The sequence below is a fragment of the Candidatus Poriferisodalis sp. genome (genome assembly GCF_965198245.1).
Taxonomy (GTDB): domain Bacteria; phylum Actinomycetota; class Acidimicrobiia; order Acidimicrobiales; family Poriferisodalaceae; genus Poriferisodalis.
In genome coordinates this window covers 130,718-155,248 of the sequence record NZ_OZ240249.1, presented here as the reverse complement: position 1 = coordinate 155,248, position 24,531 = coordinate 130,718, and the positions used below count along the sequence as shown (strand labels likewise).

The following is a 24,531-nucleotide window of genomic DNA, read 5'->3' as shown; positions in this document are numbered from 1 at the left end:
CTGCCCGCTCAGCCGGCGAGCCGCAGTTCCACCTGTTGGCGAGCCTCGTCCTCGGTGACGTCCATGCTGATGGACAACTCCGAAACGAGGATCTGCCGGGATTTCTCGAGCATCGACTTCTCGCCAGCCGAGAGACCCTTGGCGTTCTCACGAAGCGCGAGATTCCGCACCACCTCGGCGACTTGGTAGATGTCGCCGGACTTCAGCTTCTCTTGGTGATTCTTGAAGCGCCGACTCCAGTTGGCCGGCTCACGCACGTCTTTCTTGGCGAGCAGCTCGAAGAGATCCTCGACGTCGTCGGTATCGATCGGCGGCCGCATGCCGACTTCGTCAACCATGTCGGTGGGGACCTTGACGGTCAGATCGCCGTGAGCGGTCTTGAGCACCAAGTACTCGCGGGCTTCGCCGAATTCGTCGCGCTCCTCCCGGGCTGTGATCTCCGCTGCACCGTGGTGGGGGTAGATCACGCGGTCGCCAAGCTCAAACTTCATCGTCACCTGCTCCGCCGCCGGCTGCTGCGGGAGCCCGTAGAGGCCCGCGCCGGACAGCTAGAAGGATGCCAGAAACTCCCACTGCTGCCACTGCCGGGCCCGACTCAGTGAGCGGACGCCATTCAGGCTGCCCAGGCGTGTCCCCTGATCAGCCGGGGCCCAGCGGATAGCGCCGGATGAGGTGGTTCCAGCCGCACTTGGGGCAAACCTCCACCTCGTAGGCCACGAAGTTCCCGCTTCGCTGTGCGACGCGTTGGAGTTCTGCATCTGAGAGGACGCACTTGCCCCCGCTGCCCATCCGGGGGCCGAAGACATAGCCGACAATGCGCAGGTCACCGTCGGGGCACAGTGGGCAGCTGCGGCCCAGCGGCGGTGCTGCGTTGCGAGCAGCCCGCAATAGGTCGGGGTGCGCATCGCAGGCCTCGGCACGTGAGACCACACCCGCCTCCACGTCGGCAAGCAGCCGCCGCCGCCTGAGGCGGTAGTCGACCGATCCGGGCACGGCCGGAGCGGGCTCGGGTGCAATGTGAGGCTGGAGCGTCACGCGGCTCACGCTAGTGCGCGGCTTCAAATGCACCCGTCCCCTATTGCGGCCGACGTCGATCCCATTCCGCGAGCAGCTCGCAGGCACGTTCGGGGCTCAACGGGCCGTGTTCGATCTGCTGGTGACGCAGCCATGCCAGAGCCTCACCCACCACGGGACCCGACCTCCCAAGCACCTCCATGACGCGGTGGCCGTCCACGGGGAGGCGCCTGAGGGCTTCGCCTTCGGCTGCTTGGACCTCCGCCAGCAACCTGACGAACGTCTCGCTCAGCAAGCCGTCCCAAGCGGTCACGGCGGCGGCGGCGTCGTCCAGCTCCGGGCCATGATCCGCGACCAGTCGACGCGCAACCGGTCGCCAGGCGTCGGATCCGCCAACACCCGACGCTGCCGCGTCAGCGGAAGCCGTCTGGAGCGCACGCGCAGCCCGAAGGATCGCGATGGCCCCCTCGATTGTCGCGCCCCTGATACGAAGCGCGGACAGGCAGCGCGCCGCGGTGGCCTCGTCGTCGCAAACGAGTCCGAGCAGGATCGCCCAGCGAATCTCGACTCGCTCGTCGAGGTCGCCGACGGCGTCCAATCCCGGAGCCGGAACGGCAGTGCCGGACAACTGCCACGGCGGCAGCAAGTCGCCCAACAGGCCCGTGTCGGCGAGGAATCTCACTCCGGCGGCAGGCCGCGGCAGCTCCAGCAGTTTGGTGAGTTCTGTCCCAATGCGCTCACGCGACACGATGGCCAACCGCGGACGCATGTCGCGGATTGCCCTGACCAATTCCTGCGTCGGGGTGAGCGCGAGCTGCGCGCTGAATCGAGCCGCTCGCAGCATCCTCAGCGGATCATCGGAGAACAATCCTTCTGGCTCTGACGGCGTGCGCAAGACACCGTTCGCCAGATCTGCCAATCCGCCGAACGGGTCGTACAACGTCCAGCCCGGCATCTCGATGGCCATGGCGTTGACGGTGAAATCGCGCCGCCCCAGATCGGTCGCGATGTCGTCGGAGAAGCGCACGTGCGGTTTGCGCGAACCGCTGTCGTAGGACTCGGCTCGATGCGTGGTGATTTCGACTGTGGTGTCTTTGCGGCGCGCACCGATGGTGCCGAAGGCTTTTCCCTGTTCCCACACCGTGTCCGCCCAGCCAGCGACCAGTTGCGCGATCTGGTCGGGAATCGCGTCGGTCGTGATGTCGATGTCGCCGGTGAGCCCATGACCGAGCAGCGTGTCACGCACAAGCCCGCCAACAAGGAAGAAGCGATGCCCTGCCCGGGTGAAGGCCGCTGCAAGCGGACCGATCTGCCCGCTCAGCTCTCGCCGGTCATCGTCGCTCAGCGTTGGTGTGCCCGGCCGGGGTGCTCGGGCCGGGGTCGATCCCACCACTCTGAGGGTACAAATCGACCGCGCCCAAGTTGGCAACCATGTTGGCCCGCACGTTCGCTGTACTCTGCGCCGCGCGAGCGACATGGACCGCCCCAGCCTTTCCGGCACGCCCACCTCGTCGGGATCGCCGACCTCGGGCGCCCCCCCAGGAGCTGCCCGCGAGCCGGTCCGGTCGGTCCGAGGTGCTCGGGCGACGCCGGCCCCTCAGCGCTGGGCGCGGCGGCTGTTGTGGCTGATATTGGCGCTGGCGATTGGGGTGGGCGTCGGCAGTCGAGTGTTCGACAGCCTGCGGTCGCCACTTGCCCATACGGAGGTGGTGCCGAGCGTGCTCTATGACCGCTATGGCACGCCGATTGCCGAGATCGGCCCGAGCGTCGCGCACGCTTCGCTGGGCCTTGAGGACATGGCGCCTGCACTTGTCGACGCCATCGTTGCGGTGCTTGACCCGAGCTTCTTGGAGCGCGATGGCGTCGATGCCACGTCATACGCATCCTCGCTGCGGCGGGTCTTCGATGAGCCGGACGCTCCGGGTGACGGTGACGGTTCCGATGACGGGATCATGCGCAGGTATCTCGACACCGTCCATGACGACGACCCCGGCGCGGTCGCCGAGGCGCGCATGTTGTTGGCAGAGCTGCGGCTGGGCCGCCAGCTCAGCCGACCAGAAATCCTTGAGCGCTTTGCGAACGTCGTGTACCTGGGCCGTGGCGCCTACGGCGTGCATGCCGCCGCCGCTGTTTGGTACGGCATCCCGGCGTCCGATCTCACGGTGACCCAAGCGGCCTACATCGCTTCGCTCATTGACGCTCCCTGGGGTGTCGACGCGACATGGGATCGTCCCGACGACCCGTACCGACCGGCCCGACTCGGTCGTGACCGGGTACTGGTGGCCATGTACGAGCACGGTGTTCTCACCTCCGACGAGTTGGCAGCAGGGCGATCGGTGCCGGTCGAGTCCGACGTCCGCGCGGCTGGCTCGGACGCACTGGGGGCTGCGGCGGGCGGGTATGTTCGGATGCTCGTCGCCGACGCCGGCCTCGTGACGGCGGTGGGGGAGGCGTACTTGCGGCTGGTCGAGCGGTACGGCACTCATCGGGTCGTCACTGCCGGCCTGCATGTCACGACCAGCCTCGACCTGCCCGCCCAGCGTGCCGCTGTTGCGACGGTACGCGATCAGCTCGGTCCCGCAGCCGGCGCCGACGTCGTCGTGCTGGACCGCAGCGGCGACGTGCGCGTGCTCGTGAGTGTCGCTGCCGCCGAGCCGGCAAACGACGTCGATGTTGTGTCCAGATTGCGCCCACGGCCACTCGGCGATCTCCTCGGCTCGGCCGCGAGCACCCTAGGTCCGTGGATCGCCCCGGACATCTCCACTGAGGTCATCGCTCAAGCTGCCGACGTCGCCCAGGTTGCAGCAGCGTTCAGCATTGTCGCCACCGGCGGGGAGGAACGCACCTCCCGGATCGTGCTGGAGGCAGGTGATGCAGCACCGAGTCGATTGCTGCGAGACCGCGACATCGACCGTTGGCTGATGAACCGCAGGACCGTCTTCGAGGCGGCCGTGGTCTCGCAGCTGCGTGCGGACATGGACACGCTCACTCTGCCGTCAGGTGTCACAGCGCTCGGACGAGCGGGAATCTCACCGGAAACCGGCGATGCATGGTTCGCGGGGTGGACTTCCCACTACACCGCTGCGGTGCGCATCACGTTGAACTCGCCACGCGACCCGGTCGATGCCGCCTCGCGGGCGAGCCAGCTGTTCGCGGCAGTGCTGGATCCCCTGCAGTACCCGCCCGCGACACCGGGAGACTCAGGCTGAACGTGGTCTCGCGGCGCCCCAGGACTGCCGCCCGGCATGAGGGGCAACGGTTCGAAGCCACAGTCGTGACAGAAAATGCAGGTGTGATCGACGAGCGTCGGGCCTAGCGTTGCGAGAGCACCACGGGCACTGCGTGCCCGTTCGGCCACAGGCGTCAGTGACGCTTGCCGCAAGTCCGCTCATTGGGGCCGGGCTCGCAAGGTGGGTGCATCAACCAGTCCCTGCCCCGAAAGGGGCCCCGCCCCGGCGGGTCCACAGGAGGTCGCCCCCAATTGCGCGTGTACGAGCTCATGGTCATCTGCGATGGTGACCTGGAAAATGCTGAAGCCCGTAAGGCCATGGATGATGTCCAAGGCCGGATTTCGGAGATCGGCGAGGTTGCCTCGTTCGACTTCTGGGGTCTGCGCGATTTTGCGTACGAGATCAACCATAAGACACGCGGCTATTACTCGGTCATCGAGCTACGGGCTGAGCCCGGAGCGATGGACCCGGTAGAGCGATACCTGCGGATCGCGGACGAAGTCGTCCGCCACAAACTCATCCGACTCCCCGACGACGAAGCGCAGCGACGCGGATTGATCGACGCGGGGTCGACCAACAGCCACTAAGCGGAGGCGTCATGGCTGACAACACCATCACCGTGGTGGGCAATCTCACCCGCGATCCCGAACTTCGATTCACCCAGACCGGCCGCGCCCGGGCAGTGCTCGGCATGGCCGTAAACCGGCGGTGGATGAACCGCCAGACCAACGACTGGGAGGAGCAAGTCAGCTTCTTCAACGTCGTCTGCTGGGCCGAACTTGCCGAGAACGTCAGCGAGTCGCTGGCCAAGGGCAACCGCGTGGTCGTCACCGGTCGGCTCGAGCAGCGCAGCTGGGAGACACCGGACGGCGAGCAGCGCAGCGTCGTCGAGATCGTCGCCGACGAGATTGCACCATCGCTGCGCTGGGCGACTGCCGAAATCACACGAATCCCACGGGGACCGGCAGGCGAAGCTGGCGGGATCCGCGAGCGTCGCGGCAGCGCCCCCGCTGGGGAGGCCAGCGACAGCCCGCCGCAGCACTCACCTGAGGAGGAGCCCTTCTAATGCCACCACGCAAGCGAACCGGTCGAGCGCGCACCAAGGATCTGCGCAATCGTCCGCGCCGGCGCAAGGTCAGCCCGCTCACGACGTCTGGTGCGACCTACGTCGACTACAAGGACGCCGAACTGCTCCGGTCCTTCATCTCGGAGCGAGCCAAGATCCGCGCCCAGCGAGTCTCTGGGAACAATCGCCAGCAGCAGCGCGAGGTGGCGCGTGCCATCAAAACCGCTCGGGAGATGGCGTTGGTCGAGTACGCGCGCCGGCCGATGACGCAGCGACGCGGTGACAAGCGACGCGGTCAACGCACGGGCGACGACCGCCGGCCGCCCTCCGACCGGGCAGATGGACCTGTGGGCGACGAGCAGAAAGACCACGACAACGGGGTTGAAGAGCTCCTCGACGATGTCGTTGAACAACTGCCAGCGGCGGTTGACGGAGAGCAAGCATGAAGGTCGTGCTGCGCAGCGACGTCGACGGTGTCGGCACCGCAGGTTCTGTCATCGACGTCGCCGACGGGTTCGCCCGAAATCACCTGATACCTCGTGGGCTGGCCTTGCGAGCGGCGGACGGCACTGTCAGCCAGGCTGCCGCCATGGCTCGGGCACGCTCCGCGCGTGACCTGCGCGAGCGCGAGACGGCCGAGCGTCTCGCACAGCAGCTGGTCGAGGACGGTGTGACGATCGCGGCCCGGGCGGGATCGGGTTCGCACCTGTACGGATCGGTCACCACCAGCGAAATTGCCGTTGCGATGACTGCGCGTACGGGCGTTGAGATCGATCGGCGCAAGCTGACGCTGCCCGCGCCGATCCGGACCGTGGGTTTGCACGAAATCTCGGCGCAGTTGCATCCCGAGGTGGCATTCACGTTCAACGTCGAGGTCGTCGCGCTCAGCTAGCGCTGCGCCGGCTGGCCGGGCCTGCGCCCGGGTTCGCCGGCGTTCGTGTCACACCCCTGCGGTCAACTGAGGGCATGGCCAAGCCTCGGTACAAGACTTGTGGACAAGTCGCCACTTGTGCACAGGCAATAGCGGTGAATTCCACCGGAATTCCACGCCTTGTGCCCAAGCGTTCCAGAGGGTACGCACGGCAAAGTAGTCGACAGTGAGTCTCGCCGAGCTGCCGACGGACATTGCGCGCCGACCCGGTGGCCGGGTCCCGCCGCAGAACGTCGATGCTGAGGAGTCCGTGCTCGGCGCGATGCTGCTCTCGAGCGATGCCATCGGCGCTGCGGTCGAGCGCCTCGGTGCCGACCATTTCTACGTACCGGCGAACGGTCTCGTGTTCGAGGCGATCGAGGCGCTCTATGTCACCTCCGAGCCTGTCGACTGCCTAACAGTCGCCGATCAGCTTGAACGCACCGGCAACCTCGCTGCCGCCGGAGGCCCCGAGCGCCTGCTGACACTCGAAGCCGCCACGCCGACGCTGACCCACGTCGACCGTTACGCGCGCATCGTGGAGGACACCGCGCTGCTACGGCGCTTGATCTCGGTCTCGGCCGAGATTTCCGAATTGGCCTACAGCCGGCCCGGTGACACGGCCGCTGCCATCGACCAAGCGGAATCCTTGGTGTTCAGCGTGGCCGAGCGCCGCATCATCGACTCCACCCAGTCGTTGCACGACTTGTTGGATGAGAGCCTGGATCGGCTGGAGGAGCTGTACGAACGGGGCGATGCATTCTCCGGCCTGGCGACCGGTTTCAACTCGTTGGACCGCATCCTGGCTGGCATCCAGCCGTCGTCGTTGGTGGTCGTGGGCGGCCGACCCTCGATGGGCAAGACAGCGTTCGCACTGACGATGGCTTCCAGCGTGGCTCTCGAACTGCAAGAGCCAGTGCTGCTGTTCTCGCTGGAGATGAACCATGCCGAGCTGACGGGCCGGCTTCTGGCCTCTGATGCCCGCGTCGATGCCACCCGCGTGCGTACGGGCCAGCTGCGCGCCGAGGAGTGGAATCGCATCACGCGCAGCGTGGGCCGCTTGGGCGACGCGCGGATGTGGATCGACGACAACCCGAACGTGACCGTCACCGAGATCCGTGCCAAGGCCCGCCGGCTGCGCAGCCGTCTGGGCGGCTTGGGACTCATCGTGGTCGACTACCTGCAGCTCATGAACGGTCGAGCGAACGCCGAGAACCGCCAAGTGGAGATTGCAGAGATCTCACGCGGCTTGAAGATCCTGGCCCGAGAGCTCGAGACTCCGATAGTGGCGCTCTCGCAGCTGAGCCGCAACCTGGAGTCCCGCGGCGACAAGCGGCCGATGCTGTCTGACCTGCGCGAATCAGGCTCGATCGAGCAGGACGCCGACATCGTGATGTTTATCTACCGCGACGAGGTCTACAACGAAGAAACCACTGAGCGAGGCATGGCCGAGATCCTCGTTGCGAAGCACCGCAACGGACCGACGGGCACGGCGCGGTTGGCGTTCATGCCGCAGTACACGCTCTTTGCCGACATGGCCCACGAGAACTGAACACCGTGTTTCTTGGCGAAGATCTCATCCCGTACCTGGTCTTGGCGCTGGGTGGAGCGCTGTTCGTCGGCAACGTGGCAGCCATGGCGCGGCCGCGGCGTGCTGGCGAAGGAGGAGAGCTGGTACGGGCGCCAGCGCGACGCGCCGTGCCGCTAGCGCTCGTGGGATTCGTCGCGGCCATCTGGGGGCTCGCGACCCTCCTGTGGGGGTGAGTGAGCGGGTGAGGGGAATCGAACCCCCGTTATCAGCTTGGGAAGCTGAAGTTCTGCCATTGAACTACACCCGCGGACCGACGCCAGAGCCTATTCAGTGCGGGCATCTTGACGGTCGTCCTGAAAGGCTCGGCGGTACTAGCGTCGCCCGTCGGCTCACCACAGGGGTGAAGCCGGGAGCGTGCTGCAGAGGGGGACTGCGGTGATCCTGTCAGACCGGAGCATCCGTGAAGCCCTGGAGACCGGCCGCATTGTCATTGAACCGCTGGGCGATGCAGCAGTGCAGCCCTCATCGGTGGACCTGCGGCTGGATGCCAGCTTCCGGGTCTTCCGCAATCACACTCGCCGGGTCATCGATGTCATCGAGGACCAGACGGACCTGACCGAGGAAGTCGAAGTTGCCGCGGGTGACGCGTTCATCCTGCATCCCGGCGAATTCGCGCTGGGCTCCACCCTCGAGCGAGTGGCGGTGCCAGACGACCTCGTCGGGCGCATCGAAGGCAAGTCGTCACTCGGGCGTCTCGGCCTGCTCATCCACACCACAGCGGGATTTGTCGATCCTGGCTGGGACGGCTATCTGACGCTCGAATTATCCAACGTGGCCAACCTGCCGATCACGCTGTACCCCAGCATGAAGATCTGCCAGATCAGCTTCATGGAGATGACCACACCGGCCGAGCACCCATACGGCGCTGAGCTGCTGGGGTCCAAGTACCGGGGCCAACGCGGCCCGACCCCCAGCCGTTACCACGAGAACTTCCGCTCCCGCCGCCTGCTGTAGGCGTTGGCGGGTGCCTCGGGGACTCAGCCCTCGCCGGCTTCGAGGGCGTCGATCAGGTGGATGGAGATGTCGGCGACCTTGACCTCGTCGTCTTCGACCCCGTGACCCTTTACTCCGTCGTCGATCATGATGAAGCAGAACGGGCACGCCGTCGCGATGCGATCGGCGCCGGTGTCGAGCAGTTCGCGCGAGCGCTCGTCGTTCACCTTGGTGCCGATGGTCTCTTCCATCCACATGCGAGCGCCGCCCGCACCGCAGCACATGCCCTTGGTGCCGTTGCGCGGTGCTTCCACGATCTCGACGCCGCTCAGGCTGCCGATGACATTGCGGGGTGCCAGGTAGATGTCGTTGTGGCGGCCCAGATAGCACGAGTCGTGGTAGACGACCCGCTCATCCAGCCGCGCACCTGAGAGGTCCAAGCGCCCGTCGGCTACCAGTTGCTCCAGGAATTGCGCGTGGTGGATGACCTCCCAGCTGCCGCCGTATTGCGGGTACTCGTTTCGCAGGGTGTTGAAGCAGTGCGGGCACTGCGTGATGATCTTGCGGACGCCCATGCCGTTGAGCGCAGCGATGTTCTCCGATGCGAGCATCTGGAAGAGGTACTCGTTGCCGGACCGCCGGGCGCTGTCGCCGGTGCAGTTCTCACCCGGCCCCAGGATGGCGAAGTCGACCCCGGCGCGCATGAGCAGCTTCGCCGTAGCCACCGAGACGCGCCGGTTCTTGTCGTCGAATGATCCTGCGCAGCCGACCCAGTACAGGTACTCGTGGTCGAACGCGTCGTCGGGATCGACCACCTCGACGTCGAGCCCATCGGCCCAGTCGGCCCGCTCGCCATTGTTCAGGTTCCACGGATTGGCGTTGTTCTCCATGCCGCGGAATGCGCTGCCCAGCTCAGCGGGGAAGTCGCTTTCCATCAGCGTGAGATAGCGTCGCATGTCGAGGATCTTGTCCAGGATCTCGATATTCACCGGGCAAGCCTCGTCGCACGCCCGACACGTCGTGCACGCCCAGAGCTCGTCATGGGTGATCCGCTCGAACATCGAATCGGCTGACACCGTGATCTCGGCATCGGTACCGATGGGCGGCGTCACCGTGCCGTGGGAGCCAGTTGCCGCCATGATCTCGCCCGTCTTGAGCACGATCTCGCGGGGATCGAGCGGCTTGCCCGTGGCGTGAGCCGGGCAGACGGCGGTGCATCGGCCGCACATGGTGCACGCGTCGGTGTCGAGCAGTTGCTTCCAGGTGAACTCGTTGGTCACCGACACACCGATGGTCTCGATGTCTTCGGCCTCCATGAGGTCCGGGACCATGCGCATGGCGCCCTTGGGCCGCTCGCGGTCGCGCAGGTACATGTTGAGCGGCGACGTGAACATGTGCCGCAGCATGGTGATGGGCAGCATCGCCAGGAACGCCATGAAGCAGCCCACGTGGGCGATCCACAGAGCTTGGTGCCAGCCCCTGATGTTGGCGAGGCCGTCGAACGCTGCCGACAGCGGGTAGCCGATGAACGACCACTGCTCGTAGGCGGGCCGGCCGTCGATGACGATCCGCATGGCCTCGACCAAGAACCCGGTTGCGCCCAGCCCAGCGAGCACGATCAGGATGACCATGTGTTCGGGCCGGGACTTGATCCGGATGCGATACGGCCGAGCCGCGTACCGGCGAACGATCGCCCACGCTGCGCCGACCAAGAAGATCAGCCCGGCCAGATCGCCGACGAAGCTGAATCCTTGGTACGTGGGGCCGACGAGGAACTTGGCCACCGTGGGCAGCTGGTGATTGATCTCGAGCGTGGTCGTGACGGCCAGCAGCACGAGGAAGCCGTAGTAGAGCAGCGCGTGCATGACGCCTGCCGCAGGGTCGCGCAGCAGCGTCTGCATGAGCACGCCGCCGCGGTAGTCATGCAGTCGACGGCGGGCGTTGGCCACCGTGGTGGAACGACGGTCGGGCGCGCCGCGCTGCCAGTTCCGCGTGCGCTGAGCGAAGTTCCACGCCCCGTAGATGATCAGCACACACGTCAAGGTGTAGAACGCGAACTTGACCCCGCCCGGCACGTTGCCGAACACCTCGCGATGCGCGGCATCGGTGTCTTCGTGGAATCCAAGGGCTGCCGCCGCAATGCCCGAGGCAGCGGTGATCGCAGCGAATGCGATGCCGATGCCCAGTACGAGCTGGTGCGGCCGGAGGGGTGGCTTGCTCACGCTGGCGAAGCTAGTGGACGCCCCCGCGGGTACCGGGAGCCATAGACGCCTGCGGCGTCGAAGGGCTCACGAGGCCGCGAGAACGCTGTGAATGCTGGGACAGCTCAGCCGTAGAGCTTGCGGTTCGCCTTGCGCAGGCGGGCAGCGAGCTCTGACAGCAGCTTGTGCGCGACCGACGGAGTGCTGTCGATGATGCCCTTCAGCGCTCGGCGCGACAGCATGATCGCCTCCATGTCGGTGGCAGCCACCACTGATGCGGTGCGCGGCCCGTCGTCGAACAGCGCCATCTCACCGATGGTCTCGCCTTCGCCGATCTCGGCAACCTTCCGGCCGTTGCGGCGAACTACAGCGGTGCCGTGCACGATCACGTAGGCATAGCTGGCAGCGGCACCGCCGCTGCCCTCCTCGACAATGTTGTCGCCGGCGGTGTAGTCGACCTGCTCAGCGGCACGTGCGATGTGCTGGAGTTCCTTCTTGCTGCAGTCGGAGAAGAGATCGATCTCACGCAGACTCTCCACACGATTCGCCACAGACATATCCCGCTCCTTGCCAGAGTGGCCGATTGCGCCGGAACCCTGAGGTCCTGCAAGCGCCGGACCGTAGCACGCGCCCGGCCCCCAAGACGCGCCAGAGGTTAGCGCTTGCGTCCGAAGTACAAAGAAAAGCCTCGCAACGATTCTGGTTGGCATCGGGTCTGACGCTGGGAATTGCTTGCGCATGCGCGCCGTTGAGCAGGTTGCGTGCAATCGGGCACGCGGCGTGCGACCCTTGGGGCAGACGGCCCAACCGAAGGGCGCAGTCGGGAGGGCCCAATGGTTGAGGCGTCGGTCGCAATGGTGACGGCAGTCATCAAGCCGCATCGTCTGGAGATGGTGCTCGAGGCACTCCGGGATCTCGACATCACAGGACTTACGGCATCAGAAGTACGGGGTTTCGGCCGTCAGGGCGGGCACACCGAGACCTACCGAGGCACCGAGTACCACGTCGACTTCATTCCGAAAGTTCGGATCGAGGTTCTGGTCGCCACCGAGCTGGCTGAGCGGGTCGTGGATGCCATCGTGGAATCCACCCGCACCGAGCGCATCGGCGACGGCAAGGTGTGGGTCACCTCGGTGAACAGCGTCGTGCGCATTCGCACCGGTGAGCGGGGCATCGACGCTCTCTAACCGTGATAACTGGGGACGTTGCCGCTTAGCGCAGGTAGCGGTCTTCGACCGAGCACACTGTCGTGACCTTGAGGTCGGCGCCGAGTTCGTACACCAGAGGAACCCCGGTTGGGATGTTGAGTTCGGCGATCTCGGCGTCGCCGATCCCGTCGAGGTGCTTGACCAGAGCCCGCAGGCTGTTGCCATGGGCGGCCACGAGCACGGTGTGTCCCGACTGCAGGTCGGGGGCGATGCCGTCATACCAGTAGGGCAGCAACCGCTTCACGACGTCCGCGAGGCACTCGGTGCGCGGCACGTCGTTCGCAGCCAAGCCTGCGTAGCGCGGGTCGCCGGCGACATCGAACTCATGGCCAGCGGGCATCAGCGGGGGAGGCACGTCGTAACTGCGGCGCCAGAGATGGACTTGGTCGGCACCATGCCGAGCCGCCATCTCTGACTTGTTCAGTCCCGTGAGCGCTCCGTAGTGCCGCTCATTCAGGCGCCAATGACGACGCACCGGCAGCCAGCCGCGGCCCATCACGTCGAGCGTCGTGTTGGCGGTCTGGATGGCTCGCTGCAAGAGCGACGTGTGGACGACATCGGGTTCGATGCCAGCTGACGCGAGCGCAGCGCCGGCGGCCCGAGCCTCGGTCTGGCCTTCGTCGGTCAAACCGACGTCCCACCAGCCGGTGAAGCGGTTCTCGAGGTTCCAAGCGCTCTGGCCATGGCGCACGAGCACGAGCGTGTACCTGCGGGCACCCGGCCGGCGTGAGGCGTGCTGATCGACGGGTTCGCCCAGTGCCGATGCCATGGGCGTGCACGGTAGCCCGCAGCCGTGTCCAGGGAAATGCCCCGACACGACGCTCCTTGACAGCCTTCGGGTGCCCCGAGTCCGAAGTGTCACTTAAGTAAGTTGCTAGCGGGACACTCAAGTTATATGCTTGCCGCAGTCAACCTATCGACATTCCGGCCCGAACCGGCGTCGGAATGACTCATTACGAAAGGCACAACGATGCCCAAGGCTGTCGGAATCGACCTGGGAACCACGAACTCGGTGGTGGCTGCCATGGAGGGCGGCGAGCCTGCCGTCATCGCCAACGCCGAGGGCGATCGCACGACGCCATCCGTCGTGGCCTTTGCCCGCAACGGTGAGGTGCTGACCGGCGAGGTCGCCAAGCGGCAGGCGGTCACGAACCCCGCCCGGACCGTTACCTCGGTCAAGCGGCACATGGGCACCACATGGGGCAAGAACATCGATGACAAGAACTACACACCGCAGGAGATCTCGGCCCGCGTACTGCAGAAGCTGAAGCTCGACGCCGAGCAGTACCTCGGCGACACCGTGACCGAGGCGGTGATCACGGTGCCGGCGTACTTCGACGACGCGCAGCGGACCGCCACCACCGAGGCCGGCAAGATCGCCGGGCTCGACGTACTGCGCATCATCAACGAGCCCACGGCTGCCGCGCTGGCGTACGGCCTCGACAAGGAGACCGTCGACCAGACGATCCTGGTATTCGACCTCGGCGGCGGCACCTTCGACGTGTCGGTGCTCGAGATCGGCGACGGCGTCTTCGAGGTGAAGTCCACCGCAGGCGACACCCACCTCGGCGGCGACGACTGGGACGCTGCGGTGGTGGCGTGGCTGGTGGCGTCGTTCAAGGGCGATCACGGGGTCGACCTGAGCACCGATGCCATGGCATGCCAGCGGCTGCGGGAGGCAGCCGAGCAGGCCAAGAAGGATCTGTCGTCCAAGCAGACCACCCAGATCAACCTGCCGTTCATCACCGCAACCGACAGCGGTCCGCTCCATCTCGATTGCGAGCTGACCCGAGCCAAGTTCGAAGAGCTGACCTTCGACCTGCTGAAGCGCTGCCGGTCGCCGTTCGAGCAGGCCATCACCGACGCAGGCCTCGCAAAGACCGACATCGACCACGTGATCCTGGTGGGCGGCTCCACGCGTATGCCTGCCGTGCAGAAGCTGGTGACCGAGCTCACTGGCCGCGAGCCCCACAAGGGCGTGAACCCTGACGAGGTGGTCTCGGTCGGCGCGGCCATCCAGGCCGGGGTGCTGAAGGGCGATGTCACCGATGTCCTGCTGCTTGACGTCACGCCGCTGAGCCTCGGCATCGAGACCAAGGGCGGTGTGATGACGCGGCTCATCGAGCGCAACACCACGATCCCCACGCGCCGGTCAGAGATGTTCACCACCGCTGAAGACGGCCAGCCGTCAGTGGAGATCCACGTGCTGCAGGGCGAGCGGGAGATGGCTGCGGGCAACAAGACGCTGGGCAAGTTCCAGCTGGTGGGCCTGCCGCCGGCACCGCGGGGCGTGCCGCAGATCGAGGTGGCATTCGACATCGACGCGAACGGCATTGTCCACGTCTCTGCGAAGGACAGCGCAACCAGCAAGGAGCAGTCGATCACCATCACTGGGCAGTCGGCCATGTCGCCCGATGAGATCGAGCGGATGGTGTCCGACGCCGAAGCGCATGCCGCCGAGGACGCTCGCCGACGTGAAGAGGCCGAGGTGCGCAACAACGCGGACACGCTCGTGTACCAGACCCGCAAGCTCCTCGATGAGCAAGGTGACAGCATTGCTGCGCAGGACAAAGAACCAGTGGAGTCCGCGCTGGCGGCTGCCAGCGAGGTGCTGGAGAGCGACGACCTCAACGCGATCCGGTCGGCAACCGAGACGCTTGCTGCCGCCAGCGGCGCCTTCAGCCAGAAGCTGTACGAGACAGCGGCCGCGACCGCCTCTGGGGGCACTGACGGTGCCGGATCCGACGACGATGTCGTTGACGCGGAGATCGTGGACGAGGAGAAGTGAACCCCTCAGCGTCCCAGCCGGCTCCGGCCGCCGATGAGCCCGCGCCGCATCTTGACGGCAGCGAGCACCAGATGCCGAACGATGACGTTGCCGACGAGACCGCGCGCATCGATGCGGAGGCCCCCGAATTGACGTCCCAGCTCGAGGCCGCGACGGCTGAGCGTGACGACTATCTGGATCAGCTGCAACGCCAGCGAGCGGAGTTCCAGAACTTCCGACGACGGGTCGAAGCGGAGCGACGCCAACAGGTGTCCGCTGGAGTCAGTCGTCTGGTCGAATCGCTGCTGCCAGTGCTCGACGGGTGCGACGCGGCCACTGCGCAGGGCCACAGCGAAGTGGCAGCCGTGGGTCAGGCGCTCATGGTGACTTTGGGCAAGGCAGGTCTCGAACGCATCGACGCAGTCGGGGAGCCGTTCGATCCCACCCAGCATGAGGCCGTGACCATCGAGGTGGCACCCGAGGAAGATTCTGGTCCCGACGAGGACGGCTGCGGCAATGGCGAAGCATCCGGTGAGACAGCGGGGCCCGATGGTGCGAGTCCGACCGCATCCGACGACCCCTCCGACGAACGCAACGACCACTACCAGGTGGTGACCGAGGAGTTGCGCAGCGGGTTCCGTTTCGACGGTCGCGTGCTGCGTGCCGCCATGGTCAAGGTGCGCACGGCGTAGGGGACGACGATGGACCCACGACGCGAGTGGTTCGAGACCGACTACTACGCGGTCTTGGGAGTCTCGCCCGATGCGTCGGATCCCGACATCACCAAGGCCTACCGGAAGCTTGCACGCAAGCACCACCCTGATTCGAGCGATGGCGACGAAGAGCGCTTCAAGCAGATCTCCGCGGCGTACGACGTCATCGGGGACTCGGAGAAGCGGGCCGCCTACGACGAGGCCCGTCGCATGGGTCCCGCCGGGTTCGGTCCCCAGATGGGCGGCTTCGCATCGGGGCCCGGCGGCTTCAGCATCCGCATCGAGGACTTGGGCGACCTGGGCGGCATCTTCGGCCACTTGTTCGGCGACGGCCGTGGGCGAGCGGGCCGCGGGGATCCGATGCCGATGAGGGGACAGGACCTCGAGACGCGCGTCGGCGTCTCGTTCCGCGACGCGATCGAGGGCGCGATCACCGAGGTTGCCGTGCCGGACCCGTCGTCGGGCGGCATGCGCAAGGTGAAGGTACGCATCCCTGCCGGCGTCGACGATGGCGGCAGGATCCGGCTGGCCGGCAAGGGATCGCCGGGTTCAGGCGGCGGTCCGAATGGCGATCTCTTCGTGATCGTCGACGTTGCGCGCGATACCGATTTCGGCCGGGACGGTCGCAACTTGACCGTCAGCGTGCCGATCACCTATCCAGAAGCAGTGTTCGGCGCGGACGTGCGAGTACTGGACTTCGGTGGGAACTCGGTCACGCTGCGGATCCCGCCGGGGACACCGTCGGGAAAGACCTTTCGGGTGCGCGGCCGCGGCGTCAAGACGCGCCGCGGCACCGGCGATCTGTTGGTGAGCGTCGAGATCGCGGTACCAACGAAGCTGTCTGCACCCGAGCAGTCTGCCGTTGAAGCGCTGCGCGACGTCACCGACTTCGAGGGAGGCTCGGGCCGGCGTCAGCGCAATGCAGATCCGGAACCGGCCACGCTCGCAAATGGCGAGCCGTCAGCCAACCGCTCCAACAGTCACGCCACCAGCGGCGACAGCAACGCTGCTGGGGAGACCGATACGAACTCCGATACCGCAGGAGTCACGCCGTAGGACTCAGGCCTCAAGGAAAGCTGCCATGAGCAACCAACCCCGCCCCAACCAACCAAGCCGCAAGCCATCGGCATCGGAACGCAACCGGGCGCTGTACGTCATCTCGGTAGCGGCCGAGCTCGCCGGGGTGCATGCTCAGACGCTGCGGATCTATGAGCGAAAGGGTCTGTTGGCGCCGGCGCGCACCTCAGGCGGCAGCCGCCGCTACAGCGACCGCGACATCGCCATGCTCAACCGCATCAGCCAGCTCACCAGCGAGGGTCTCAACCTCGCCGGCGTCAAGCGAGTGCTAGAGCTGGAGGAGCGTGTGGCGTTGCTGGAACGCCGGCTGGCCGAAGTCCAAGCCGAGACAGCGGCCCTCGTGGCCGAGACACACCGCCAGTACCGGCGTGACCTGGTGCCACTGCAGCCGACTGATCTCATGCGGCGACCCGGTCCGGGGCCGGCCACATCCACCTGAGGCTGCGCCGATGCTGTTCCCGATTCATCTTCCTGGGCTCGACCGGCGTCGGGAAGACCGAGCTGGCGCGAGCGCTGGCCCAGGCGCTGTTTCACGACGAGCGTGCGATGGTCCGCATCGACATGTCCGAGTACCTCGAAAGGCACTCCGTCAGGCGGCTACCGCCGCTTCGGAGGCCCCCGAGGACCCTCAGCCGCTGTCACAAACCTCCTGAAGGGCACTTTCGACAGCAAAAACCGGCTGACGACGGGTGCGCGCTCGTAGGCTGGTTCAGTGACTGGCTTGGTGACGACTCGCCGACTTGCGCCCGCAACGGCGACCGGGCTTGCGGACACCCTGGCGAGGTAAGAAGTGCCCGGCTCGATCGTCGTAGGAACGCAGTGGGGCGATGAGGGCAAGGGCCGCATCGTCGACATCGTCGCCAAGGAATGCCAGCACGTCGTTCGCTACCAGGGCGGCCACAACGCCGGGCACACAATCGTCGTCGACGGCGAGACCTTCGCCCTGCAGCTCATTCCCAGCGGGGTGCTGTACGACCATGTGACGCCGATCATCGGCAACGGCGTGGTCGTCAACCCGTGGGTGCTGATCGACGAGATCGACATGCTGGCGCGCCGAGGCGTCGACTGCAGCCGGCTGATGCTGAGCCCCGCTGCGCACCTCGTGCTGCCGTACCACCAGATCGCCGACGAACTCGCCGAAGCCCAGCGCGGCGACGCCAAGCTCGGCACCACCAAGCGCGGCATCGGACCTGCGTACGCCGACAAGGCGGCACGGGTCGGATTGCGCGTCGAGGATCTGCTCGAGCCGATGGCACTGCGCGAGCGACTGCTCAGCGTGCTCGCCGATCGCAACTCCTACTTGCAGCGGCTGTTCGACCATCCCGGCGTCGATCCCGATGAGCTGGCCGATCAGCTCATCACTGAGGTGGCGCCCCGACTTGGGCCGCTGGTGGGCGACACCGTGGGCTGGCTGCACGAGGCGCTGCATGCGGGCGAGCGCGTGCTGTTCGAGGGCGCCCAGGCCACGTTCTTGGACCTCGACCACGGCACCTACCCCTTCGTCACGTCCTCGAACCCGGTGGCGGGATTCGCGCTGGTCGGCTCGGGCATCGGTCCTGGCGCCATCGACCAGGTCATCGGCATCGCAAAGGCGTACACAACGCGGGTCGGTTCGGGACCGTTCGTGACCGAACTGCACGATGAGATCGGCGACGAATTGGTCGAGCGTGGCGCCGAGTTCGGCACCAACACCGGCCGACGCCGCCGTTGCGGCTGGTTCGACGCCGTCATGGGTCGACAAGCAGTGCGACTCAACGCCTGCACCGAGATCGCGCTCACCAAGCTGGACGTGCTCGACGAGATCGACACGATCAAGGTGTGCGTGGCCTACGAAGTAGACGGCCGCCGCTACGACTACCTGCCGCACCTGCGGTCGCTGTGCGACCGTGCTGAACCGGTCTATGCAACGCTGCCTGGCTGGCAAACACCGCTCGACAAGGTGACCGAGCGGTGGCAGCTTCCCCGTCAGGCCGTGGACTACATCGTGTTTCTCGAACGCCAGCTCGGTTTGCCGATCCGGTACGTCTGCGTCGGCCCGGGCCGCGAGCAGTACATCCGCTTCGCGGCCTGAGTCGGGGAGCGTCGATGAGGGTCTGTGTGGTTGGCCAAGGTGGGCGTGAGCACGCGTTCGCGACCACCTTGGGCGCAACGGCCGAGGTGGTCGTCACGCCCGGGAATCCCGGCATCCCGGGGAGTACCGGGACACCCCCCACCAAGATCGATGCGGACCTGTACGTCATCGGGCCGGAGGGACCGCTGGCGGATGGCCTGGCGGATCGCCTGCGGGCAGACGGCCGGCTGGTATTCGGACCAGGTGCCGACGGTGCCGCGCTGGAGGGCTCCAAGGCGTGGATGAAGGAAGTCGTCAGCGCTGCGGGCGTGCCGACCGCGGCCTACGCCACCTTCAACGACGAGCCGGAGCAGCGCCGAGCAGCGCATGCCTACCTGGAGACGCTGTTCCCGCCGTACGTCATCAAGACCAGTGGGCTCGCTGCAGGCAAGGGTGTGCTGGTCACCGACGAGCTGGCGGAGGCCCACGCAGACGTCGATGCCAAGCTCGACGGCACTGCGTTCGGGGATGCCGGCCGTCGCATCGTCATCGAGGAGGGGCTGCGAGGTCCCGAGGTGTCACTGTTCGCACTCTGCGATGGCCGCCGTGCGGTGCTACTGCCCACAGCCGTGCGCGACCACAAGCGCCTCGGTGACGGCGACACGGGGCCGAACACCGGCGGCATGGGCTGCGTCTCGCCGCTGGCAGATGTCGATGGGGCAGCCTGCAAGGAGCTGGCCGCGATGGCCTTCGAGCCGACGCTGGCCGAACTGACCCAGCGGGGCGTTGACTACCGCGGTGTGCTGTACGCGGGCTTCATGCTGACGCCCGACGGGCCGCGCCTGCTGGAGTTCAACGTCCGGTTCGGCGATCCCGAGGCTCAGGTCACGTTGCCGCGCATTGAGAACGATCTCCCTGGATTGCTGGCGTCGGCTGCAACGGGCGAGCTAACCGATGAGGTCGTCGTGTCCGACGACGCCATGGTGTGCGTCGTCTGCGCCGCTGCGGGCTACCCGGTCGCACCCCGTACCGGCGACGTCATCGAAGGCCTTGAGCGAGCGCGCGAGGTCCCCGGCGTGACGGTGTTGTGCGCAGGAGTCGCGGAGGCGGACGGCCGGGCTTCTCCGGGGGGAACCCTGGTGACAGGAGGCGGCCGGGTGTTGAACGTGTGCGGACGTGGAACCGACGTGGCGACGGCGCGTGACCGGGCATATGAAGCTGTTCGACGCATCAGCTGGCCCGGCATGACCTACCGCACTGACGTCGCTGCAGCCGAAACCCTCCTCGTCGCTGGCGACCGCTGATGGCTGTGCACGCGGGTGTGGTTCGGCGCTGCGAGCGCGGACTCCGATATCTCCCTCTTGGGTACTCCGGGCGGCGAGACTTGGATCGATCCGTCACTGTTTCATTCACCGGCTCATTCGCCGGCAGGCAGCGGGCCTACCGCCGCGCAGGACACGTCAGGGGAGCACATCGATGAAGGTCGCAATCTTGATGGGTTCGCCGAACGATGCGCCGAAGATGGAAGCCGCTGCCGCGATGCTCGACCGGTTCGGCATCGGCCACGTGACCGAAGTGATGAGCGCCCATCGCACGCCAGCAGCCGTGGCGGCGTTCGCTTCGGGAGCACGGGACGCTGGCTTCGCTGCCGTCATCTGCGGCGCGGGAATGGCGGCTCATCTCGCTGGGGTCGTGGCCGCACACACGACTCTGCCGGTGATCGGCGTGCCGCTCAGCGGCGGCCTCGCCGACGGCCTCGACGCGCTGCTGTCAACCGTGCAGATGCCGAAGGGCATTCCTGTCGCGACAGTCGCAGTCAACGGGGCAGCCAACGCTGCGGTGCTCGCCACCGAGATCATGGCGGTGAACGATGAGCGGCTCGCTGATCGCCTGGCAGAGTTCCGCGTCGCGGGTGCACGGTGAGGCTGACGTGAGCAGAGCCGAGGTCCCCAACTTTCTGGCGACGCGCTACGCCTCTGCGGAGATGGCCGAGCTGTGGTCGCCCAGCCACAAGGTCATTCTCGAGCGCCGTCTGTGGATCGCTGTGCTCGAAGCCCAGCGCGATGCCGGCGTCGACGTTCCCGATGGCGCGCTGGAGGCCTACCGCGAGGTGGCCGACCAGGTTGACCTCGAGTCCATCAACGAGCGCGAACGGGTTACGCGACACGACGTGAAGGCGCGCATCGAGGAATTCTGCGCGCTGGCCGGTCACGAACAGATCCATCGCGCCATGACCTCGCGGGATCTCACCGAGAACGTCGAGCAGTGCCAGGTGCGTGAAGCGCTGCAACTGGTCACCGAGAGGATGGTGGCGTTCATCATGCGCGTTGGGGCCCTGGCGACCGCCCACCGCGATCTCGTGATGACCGCCCGCACCCACAATGTGCCTGCGCAGGCCACCACGCTGGGCAAGCGGTGGGCCAACGTCGGCACTGAGGCGCTGGTGGCCACCGAACGCCTCGAAGATCTGACCGCCCGCTACCCGCTGCGCGGCCTGCGCGGCCCTGTGGGAACGCAACAGGACCTGCTCGACCTGCTGGGCGGCGATGCCGAAGCAGTCGACCGTGTGGAGCGCCGCATCGCCGACGAGCTGGGCTTCGCCCGTGTGCTGGGCTCGGCTGGTCAGGTCTATCCCCGCTCGCTCGACCTCGATGTCGTCGCTGCACTCGTGGGCGCCGCCGCCCCGCTGGGCAACCTGGCGCTCAGCGTGCGCCTGATGGTCGGACACGAGCTGGTGACCGAGGGCTTCGCAGAGGGCCAGGTGGGATCGTCGGCGATGCCGCACAAGATGAACACGCGCTCGAGCGAACGCATCAACGGTCTGGTGGCCATCCTTCGAGGACACCTGACGATGGCATCGCAATTGGCGGGCGACCAGTGGAACGAGGGCGACGTCAGCTGTTCGGTGGTCCGGCGCGTGGTCCTTCCCGACGCCTTCTTCGCACTCGACGGGGCACTCGAGACAGCGTTCAGCGTCCTGGACGGCTTCGGCGTGTTTCCCGGACGCGTCGCCGCCGAACTGGACGAGTACCTGCCGTTCCTCGCGACGACTCGGTTGCTGGCCGCGGCGGTCGCGGCGGGTGCTGGCCGGGAGCAAGCGCACGAACGCATCGGCGCCCACGCGACCGCTGCAGCACTGGCACTACGCGAGGGAACGGCCGACCACAACGACCTTGCCGAACGCATCGTCGCCGATCCCTCCCTGGCGCTCAACGCCGACGACGTCGCAGCGGCGCTCGCCGATCCGGCCTCGTTCAGCGGCCGCGCTGCCGAGCAGGTCGATGCCTTTGTGGCAGCTGCCAGCGAAGTAGCGGAGCGATACCCCGCTGCCGTGACCTACACAGGGGGCGAGGTGCTGTGAGCCTCGCAGCTCTGAGCGCACCGAACAGTTGGATCTCGAAGGGAGCACAGTGAGCGAGCTTGAGTTGATCCACCGCGGCAAGGTGCGCGAGATGTACCTCGTCGACGACAGGCACCTCTTGATGGTCGCAAGCGATCGCATTTCGGCATTCGATGTCGTCTTCACAGAACCAGTGCCCGACAAGGGCCGCGTGCTGGCCGCCATGACGGCCTGGTGGTCGCACTGGCTCGGTGACATAGCGCCGACCCACGTGGTCTCCAGCGATCCGGCCGACTTTCCGGCGGTCGCACGTCGGAGCGAGTGGATCGGCCGCTCGCTCCTGGTCCGCCGGGCGCAGATGCTGCCGATCGAGTGCATTGTGCGCGGCTACATCACAGGTTCGGCATGGAAGGAATACCTGGAGCACGGCACGATGCACGATGAGCCGTTGCCGGCTGGCTTGCTCGAATCGCAACAGCTTCCTGAACCAGTCTTCACACCCTCAACCAAGGCCACTGATGGGCATGACGTGAACATCTCGTTTGTCGCGGCCGCCGACTTGGTCGGAGCCGAAGCGGCTGAGGCCGCGCGCCGGATATGCGTCGATGCGTACAGCACGGCGGCCGCCCATGCGTTTGAGCGAGGCATCATCATCGCTGATACCAAGTTCGAGTTGGGCTTCGTCGACGGCTCGCTGGTCATCGCCGACGAGTGGCTGACACCCGATTCGTCTCGCTTCTGGCCCAAGGATCACCACAAGCCCGGCGCAACGCCCCCGTCGCTCGACAAGCAGCCGGTTCGGGATGCCACCGAGGCCACCGGCTGGAACAAAGAGCCACCGCCCCCGCCGCTGCCCGACGATGTGGTCACTGCCACACGCGCTCGGTACATCGAGGCGTACGAGACATTGACCGGCGAGTCATTCGACGACTGGGTGGCACGGCCAGGCGTCTTGGCGGAAGCCACCGCTTCATGAAGCGCTGGGACGTCTTGGTAGAGGTATCGCCTCGAGCTGAGATCGCTGACCCGGCCGGATCCACGATCGAACGCGCATTGGCGGCGCTGGGTTTTGACGGCGTCAGTGGCGTCAGGGTCGGCAAGGCCATCCGCATGGAGCTCTTGGCGGCAGACGCGGCCGAGGCGCGGACGGTGACGGAACAGATGTGCGACCGCCTGCTGGCGAATCCGGTGATCGAAGATGCCCGTATCGGATTGCGTGTGGCAGATCAGGATCACGGCTCGTGAGCGTCACCGTCGGCGTCGTTCGATTTCCGGGCACGAATTGCGATCTCGACACACTCGATGCGTTGGAGGAGTTGGGGACGAAGACCGAACTACTGCGAAGTGACGACACGTCGCTGCAAGGTGCTGACGCAGTCGTGATACCGGGAGGATTCGCGCACGGCGACTACCTGCGAACCGGAGCAATCGCTCGATTCTCGCCGATTATGGACGTAGTGGCCTTGTTCGCGAGCGCTGGTGGTCCCGTCGTCGGCATCTGCAATGGATTCCAAGTGTTGACCGAAGCAGGCCTACTCCCCGGGGCTCTGCGTCCGAATGCCGGGCTCTCCTTTCTGTGTCAACCGCAGCAGGTCGCCATGGCTTCCGTGAATCATGTGCTCGGGCATGGGTTGGCACTGTCGGAAGAAATGAGCATTCCGATCAACCACTTTGAAGGCAACTACGTATGTGATCCCGTGACTTTGCAGCGTTTGCACGACAACGACCAAGTAGTGATGCGGTACGTCGGCAACCCGAATGGATCGGTGGACGACATCGCCGGCATCTGCAACGAATCGCGCAATGTCGTGGGACTCATGCCCCACCCAGAACGCGCTACGTCCGAGCTATTGGGCTCAACAGATGGGACCAGGCTGCTCGAGGCGTTGCTGCACGCGGCAAGCACCTGCCAGCCGACGAGCGCCACATGGCTTGAAGAGGAGTAATAAGTATTATGACCCAAACTTCTTGCGCTGTGGCAGAGGTGGTCTGAAGTGTCAGCCGCCCCGTGTGATTCCAGCACGGACCAGCATTTCTGCTGGGACGCCGAATTCACGCCAAGTGGCGTACTGGATTCCCTTGCGTTGCCCGTAGTTGGCGGCGTGGGTGACGAAGCCCTCTTCGACAGAAGCCATATCGGGTTCGACCTGCAACGCCTCAATAGCCGCTTCAACGTCCCGGCGTTCTTGCATCAAGAGCAGGCGCTTGATCGGCTTTGCCTCGGCAATCTGGGCATCGATTGCGTCCTTCTTGGCATTCAACGACTCGGCGCTCTGCCGGCGACCTGGCCGCGGCCGATGCGTTTCGAGAGCCTCAAGATAGTCGCGCACTGCAGCGGCTTCGATGCGCCCAGCAGCAATTGCAGCCTTGTGCTCGTCGGACATTGTTCGTTCGCTCATGGTGCTTGTATAGCACGTTCGCAACCCAGTTA

Annotated in this window: 26 protein-coding genes, 1 tRNA gene and 2 pseudogenes; 21 read left to right on the top strand and 8 right to left on the bottom strand. The window is 66.1% G+C overall.

What is annotated here, in order from left to right; all coding sequences use genetic code 11:
* Window positions 1–8: 8 nt before the first annotated feature.
* From ACOCMM_RS00885 to ACOCMM_RS00875, 3 genes are all read right to left on the bottom strand, one after another.
* Window positions 9–491, bottom strand: coding sequence for a CarD family transcriptional regulator (locus ACOCMM_RS00885; RefSeq protein WP_419551332.1), 483 nt, complete (start codon window positions 489–491; stop codon window positions 9–11).
* Between the two features lie 148 nt (window positions 492–639).
* Window positions 640–1,035 carry a DUF5318 family protein gene (locus ACOCMM_RS00880; RefSeq protein WP_419551331.1) on the bottom strand — a complete coding sequence of 132 codons (396 nt, stop codon included), beginning with the start codon at window positions 1,033–1,035 and terminating at the stop codon, window positions 640–642.
* A 40-nt stretch (window positions 1,036–1,075) separates the two neighbouring features.
* Entirely contained in the window at window positions 1,076–2,404 is a 1,329-nt protein-coding gene (locus ACOCMM_RS00875) for a CCA tRNA nucleotidyltransferase (protein WP_419551330.1), read from the bottom strand.
* Window positions 2,405–2,489: 85 nt separating this feature from the next.
* On the opposite strand from ACOCMM_RS00875, the gene ACOCMM_RS00870 reads away from it, so the two are divergent.
* The 7 genes and pseudogenes from ACOCMM_RS00870 (at window position 2,490) to ACOCMM_RS00840 (ending at window position 7,984) form a co-directional block, all read left to right on the top strand.
* Window positions 2,490–4,223: a transglycosylase domain-containing protein gene (locus ACOCMM_RS00870; RefSeq protein WP_419551329.1), complete on the top strand. Its 1,734-nt coding sequence runs from the start codon at window positions 2,490–2,492 to the stop codon at window positions 4,221–4,223.
* Between the two features lie 278 nt (window positions 4,224–4,501).
* Complete coding sequence (rpsF, locus tag ACOCMM_RS00865; RefSeq protein ID WP_419554792.1) at window positions 4,502–4,831, top strand: 30S ribosomal protein S6; 330 nt, start codon at window positions 4,502–4,504, stop codon at window positions 4,829–4,831.
* Between the two features lie 11 nt (window positions 4,832–4,842).
* Window positions 4,843–5,310: a single-stranded DNA-binding protein gene (gene ssb, locus ACOCMM_RS00860; RefSeq protein WP_419551328.1), complete on the top strand. Its 468-nt coding sequence runs from the start codon at window positions 4,843–4,845 to the stop codon at window positions 5,308–5,310.
* Window positions 5,310–5,561, top strand: a pseudogene (gene rpsR, locus ACOCMM_RS00855) (30S ribosomal protein S18); the annotation flags it as partial. The gene ssb and the pseudogene rpsR, both read left to right, overlap by 1 nt.
* Window positions 5,562–5,752: 191 nt before the next feature.
* Window positions 5,753–6,202 carry a 50S ribosomal protein L9 gene (rplI, locus tag ACOCMM_RS00850; protein ID WP_419551327.1) on the top strand — a complete coding sequence of 150 codons (450 nt, stop codon included), beginning with the start codon at window positions 5,753–5,755 and terminating at the stop codon, window positions 6,200–6,202.
* Window positions 6,203–6,407: 205 nt separating this feature from the next.
* The gene (gene dnaB, locus ACOCMM_RS00845) at window positions 6,408–7,772 is read left to right on the top strand and encodes a replicative DNA helicase (RefSeq protein ID WP_419551326.1); all 1,365 of its coding nucleotides are present in this window, start codon (window positions 6,408–6,410) and stop codon (window positions 7,770–7,772) included.
* 5 nt (window positions 7,773–7,777) lie between these two features.
* Window positions 7,778–7,984, top strand: a complete 207-nt coding sequence (locus ACOCMM_RS00840) for a hypothetical protein (RefSeq protein WP_419551325.1) — start codon at window positions 7,778–7,780, stop codon at window positions 7,982–7,984.
* A gap of 3 nt (window positions 7,985–7,987) precedes the next feature.
* Here the strand turns inward: ACOCMM_RS00840 and ACOCMM_RS00835 are convergent.
* Window positions 7,988–8,058, bottom strand: a tRNA-Gly gene (locus tag ACOCMM_RS00835).
* Window positions 8,059–8,186: 128 nt separating this feature from the next.
* Between ACOCMM_RS00835 and dcd the strand changes: the two genes are divergently transcribed.
* A complete protein-coding gene (gene dcd, locus ACOCMM_RS00830; protein WP_419551324.1) occupies window positions 8,187–8,765 on the top strand; it encodes a dCTP deaminase in 579 nt (192 codons plus the stop codon).
* 23 nt (window positions 8,766–8,788) lie between these two features.
* Here dcd and ACOCMM_RS00825 read toward each other — a convergent pair whose 3' ends face one another.
* Complete coding sequence (locus ACOCMM_RS00825) at window positions 8,789–10,966, bottom strand: heterodisulfide reductase-related iron-sulfur binding cluster (protein ID WP_419551323.1); 2,178 nt, start codon at window positions 10,964–10,966, stop codon at window positions 8,789–8,791.
* Window positions 10,967–11,070: 104 nt separating this feature from the next.
* Entirely contained in the window at window positions 11,071–11,502 is a 432-nt protein-coding gene (locus ACOCMM_RS00820; RefSeq protein WP_419551322.1) for a Crp/Fnr family transcriptional regulator, read from the bottom strand.
* 276 nt (window positions 11,503–11,778) lie between these two features.
* Here ACOCMM_RS00820 and ACOCMM_RS00815 point away from each other — a divergent pair, with 276 nt between their 5' ends.
* A complete protein-coding gene (locus tag ACOCMM_RS00815) occupies window positions 11,779–12,132 on the top strand; it encodes a P-II family nitrogen regulator (RefSeq protein ID WP_419551321.1) in 354 nt (117 codons plus the stop codon).
* Between the two features lie 25 nt (window positions 12,133–12,157).
* Here the strand turns inward: ACOCMM_RS00815 and gpmA are convergent, their stop codons facing one another.
* Window positions 12,158–12,922, bottom strand: coding sequence for a 2,3-diphosphoglycerate-dependent phosphoglycerate mutase (gene gpmA, locus ACOCMM_RS00810; RefSeq protein ID WP_419551320.1), 765 nt, complete (start codon window positions 12,920–12,922; stop codon window positions 12,158–12,160).
* Window positions 12,923–13,123: 201 nt separating this feature from the next.
* Here gpmA and dnaK point away from each other — a divergent pair, with 201 nt between their 5' ends.
* The 12 genes and pseudogenes from dnaK to purQ all read left to right on the top strand — a co-directional run bounded on the left by dnaK (window position 13,124) and on the right by purQ (window position 24,046).
* Complete coding sequence (dnaK, locus tag ACOCMM_RS00805) at window positions 13,124–14,941, top strand: molecular chaperone DnaK (RefSeq protein WP_419551319.1); 1,818 nt, start codon at window positions 13,124–13,126, stop codon at window positions 14,939–14,941.
* Entirely contained in the window at window positions 14,938–15,612 is a 675-nt protein-coding gene (locus tag ACOCMM_RS00800) for a nucleotide exchange factor GrpE (RefSeq protein ID WP_419551318.1), read from the top strand. The genes dnaK and ACOCMM_RS00800 overlap by 4 nt, the downstream gene beginning before the upstream one ends.
* Before the next feature lie 9 nt (window positions 15,613–15,621).
* On the top strand, window positions 15,622–16,689 hold the full coding sequence (locus ACOCMM_RS00795; RefSeq protein ID WP_419551317.1) for a DnaJ C-terminal domain-containing protein: 1,068 nt from the start codon (window positions 15,622–15,624) through the stop codon (window positions 16,687–16,689).
* Window positions 16,690–16,714: 25 nt separating this feature from the next.
* The gene (locus ACOCMM_RS00790; RefSeq protein ID WP_419551316.1) at window positions 16,715–17,149 is read left to right on the top strand and encodes a heat shock protein transcriptional repressor HspR; all 435 of its coding nucleotides are present in this window, start codon (window positions 16,715–16,717) and stop codon (window positions 17,147–17,149) included.
* A 23-nt stretch (window positions 17,150–17,172) separates the two neighbouring features.
* Window positions 17,173–17,310 (top strand): annotated as a pseudogene (locus ACOCMM_RS00785) (AAA family ATPase); the annotation flags it as partial.
* Window positions 17,311–17,500: 190 nt separating this feature from the next.
* On the top strand, window positions 17,501–18,781 hold the full coding sequence (locus ACOCMM_RS00780) for an adenylosuccinate synthase (RefSeq protein ID WP_419551315.1): 1,281 nt from the start codon (window positions 17,501–17,503) through the stop codon (window positions 18,779–18,781).
* A 26-nt stretch (window positions 18,782–18,807) separates the two neighbouring features.
* The gene (purD, locus tag ACOCMM_RS00775) at window positions 18,808–20,064 is read left to right on the top strand and encodes a phosphoribosylamine--glycine ligase (RefSeq protein ID WP_419551314.1); all 1,257 of its coding nucleotides are present in this window, start codon (window positions 18,808–18,810) and stop codon (window positions 20,062–20,064) included.
* A 172-nt stretch (window positions 20,065–20,236) separates the two neighbouring features.
* Complete coding sequence (purE, locus tag ACOCMM_RS00770; protein ID WP_419551313.1) at window positions 20,237–20,683, top strand: 5-(carboxyamino)imidazole ribonucleotide mutase; 447 nt, start codon at window positions 20,237–20,239, stop codon at window positions 20,681–20,683.
* Between the two features lie 7 nt (window positions 20,684–20,690).
* Complete coding sequence (gene purB, locus ACOCMM_RS00765) at window positions 20,691–22,121, top strand: adenylosuccinate lyase (RefSeq protein ID WP_419551312.1); 1,431 nt, start codon at window positions 20,691–20,693, stop codon at window positions 22,119–22,121.
* Between the two features lie 49 nt (window positions 22,122–22,170).
* The gene (locus ACOCMM_RS00760) at window positions 22,171–23,076 is read left to right on the top strand and encodes a phosphoribosylaminoimidazolesuccinocarboxamide synthase (protein WP_419551311.1); all 906 of its coding nucleotides are present in this window, start codon (window positions 22,171–22,173) and stop codon (window positions 23,074–23,076) included.
* Window positions 23,073–23,345, top strand: a complete 273-nt coding sequence (gene purS, locus ACOCMM_RS00755; RefSeq protein WP_419551310.1) for a phosphoribosylformylglycinamidine synthase subunit PurS — start codon at window positions 23,073–23,075, stop codon at window positions 23,343–23,345. Before ACOCMM_RS00760 ends, purS begins: the two co-directional genes overlap by 4 nt.
* Window positions 23,342–24,046, top strand: a complete 705-nt coding sequence (gene purQ, locus ACOCMM_RS00750; protein WP_419551309.1) for a phosphoribosylformylglycinamidine synthase subunit PurQ — start codon at window positions 23,342–23,344, stop codon at window positions 24,044–24,046. Before purS ends, purQ begins: the two co-directional genes overlap by 4 nt.
* Before the next feature lie 51 nt (window positions 24,047–24,097).
* Here purQ and ACOCMM_RS00745 read toward each other — a convergent pair whose 3' ends face one another.
* Complete coding sequence (locus ACOCMM_RS00745) at window positions 24,098–24,499, bottom strand: hypothetical protein (protein ID WP_419551308.1); 402 nt, start codon at window positions 24,497–24,499, stop codon at window positions 24,098–24,100.
* Between the last annotated feature and the right edge of the window lie 32 nt (window positions 24,500–24,531).

What these genes read in the sequence shown, in the direction of transcription:
- ACOCMM_RS00885 (WP_419551332.1), bottom strand. Translation starts at nt 491, where the DNA reads ATGAAGTTTGAGCTTGGCGACCGCGTGATCTACCCCCACCACGGTGCA.
- ACOCMM_RS00870 (WP_419551329.1), top strand. Translation starts at nt 2,490, where the DNA reads ATGGACCGCCCCAGCCTTTCCGGCACGCCCACCTCGTCGGGATCGCCG.
- ssb (WP_419551328.1), top strand. Translation starts at nt 4,843, where the DNA reads ATGGCTGACAACACCATCACCGTGGTGGGCAATCTCACCCGCGATCCC.
- rplI (WP_419551327.1), top strand. Translation starts at nt 5,753, where the DNA reads ATGAAGGTCGTGCTGCGCAGCGACGTCGACGGTGTCGGCACCGCAGGT.
- ACOCMM_RS00820 (WP_419551322.1), bottom strand. Translation starts at nt 11,502, where the DNA reads ATGTCTGTGGCGAATCGTGTGGAGAGTCTGCGTGAGATCGATCTCTTC.
- ACOCMM_RS00815 (WP_419551321.1), top strand. Translation starts at nt 11,779, where the DNA reads ATGGTTGAGGCGTCGGTCGCAATGGTGACGGCAGTCATCAAGCCGCAT.
- gpmA (WP_419551320.1), bottom strand. Translation starts at nt 12,922, where the DNA reads ATGGCATCGGCACTGGGCGAACCCGTCGATCAGCACGCCTCACGCCGG.
- dnaK (WP_419551319.1), top strand. Translation starts at nt 13,124, where the DNA reads ATGCCCAAGGCTGTCGGAATCGACCTGGGAACCACGAACTCGGTGGTG.
- ACOCMM_RS00795 (WP_419551317.1), top strand. Translation starts at nt 15,622, where the DNA reads ATGGACCCACGACGCGAGTGGTTCGAGACCGACTACTACGCGGTCTTG.
- ACOCMM_RS00790 (WP_419551316.1), top strand. Translation starts at nt 16,715, where the DNA reads ATGAGCAACCAACCCCGCCCCAACCAACCAAGCCGCAAGCCATCGGCA.
- purE (WP_419551313.1), top strand. Translation starts at nt 20,237, where the DNA reads ATGAAGGTCGCAATCTTGATGGGTTCGCCGAACGATGCGCCGAAGATG.
- purS (WP_419551310.1), top strand. Translation starts at nt 23,073, where the DNA reads ATGAAGCGCTGGGACGTCTTGGTAGAGGTATCGCCTCGAGCTGAGATC.
- ACOCMM_RS00745 (WP_419551308.1), bottom strand. Translation starts at nt 24,499, where the DNA reads ATGAGCGAACGAACAATGTCCGACGAGCACAAGGCTGCAATTGCTGCT.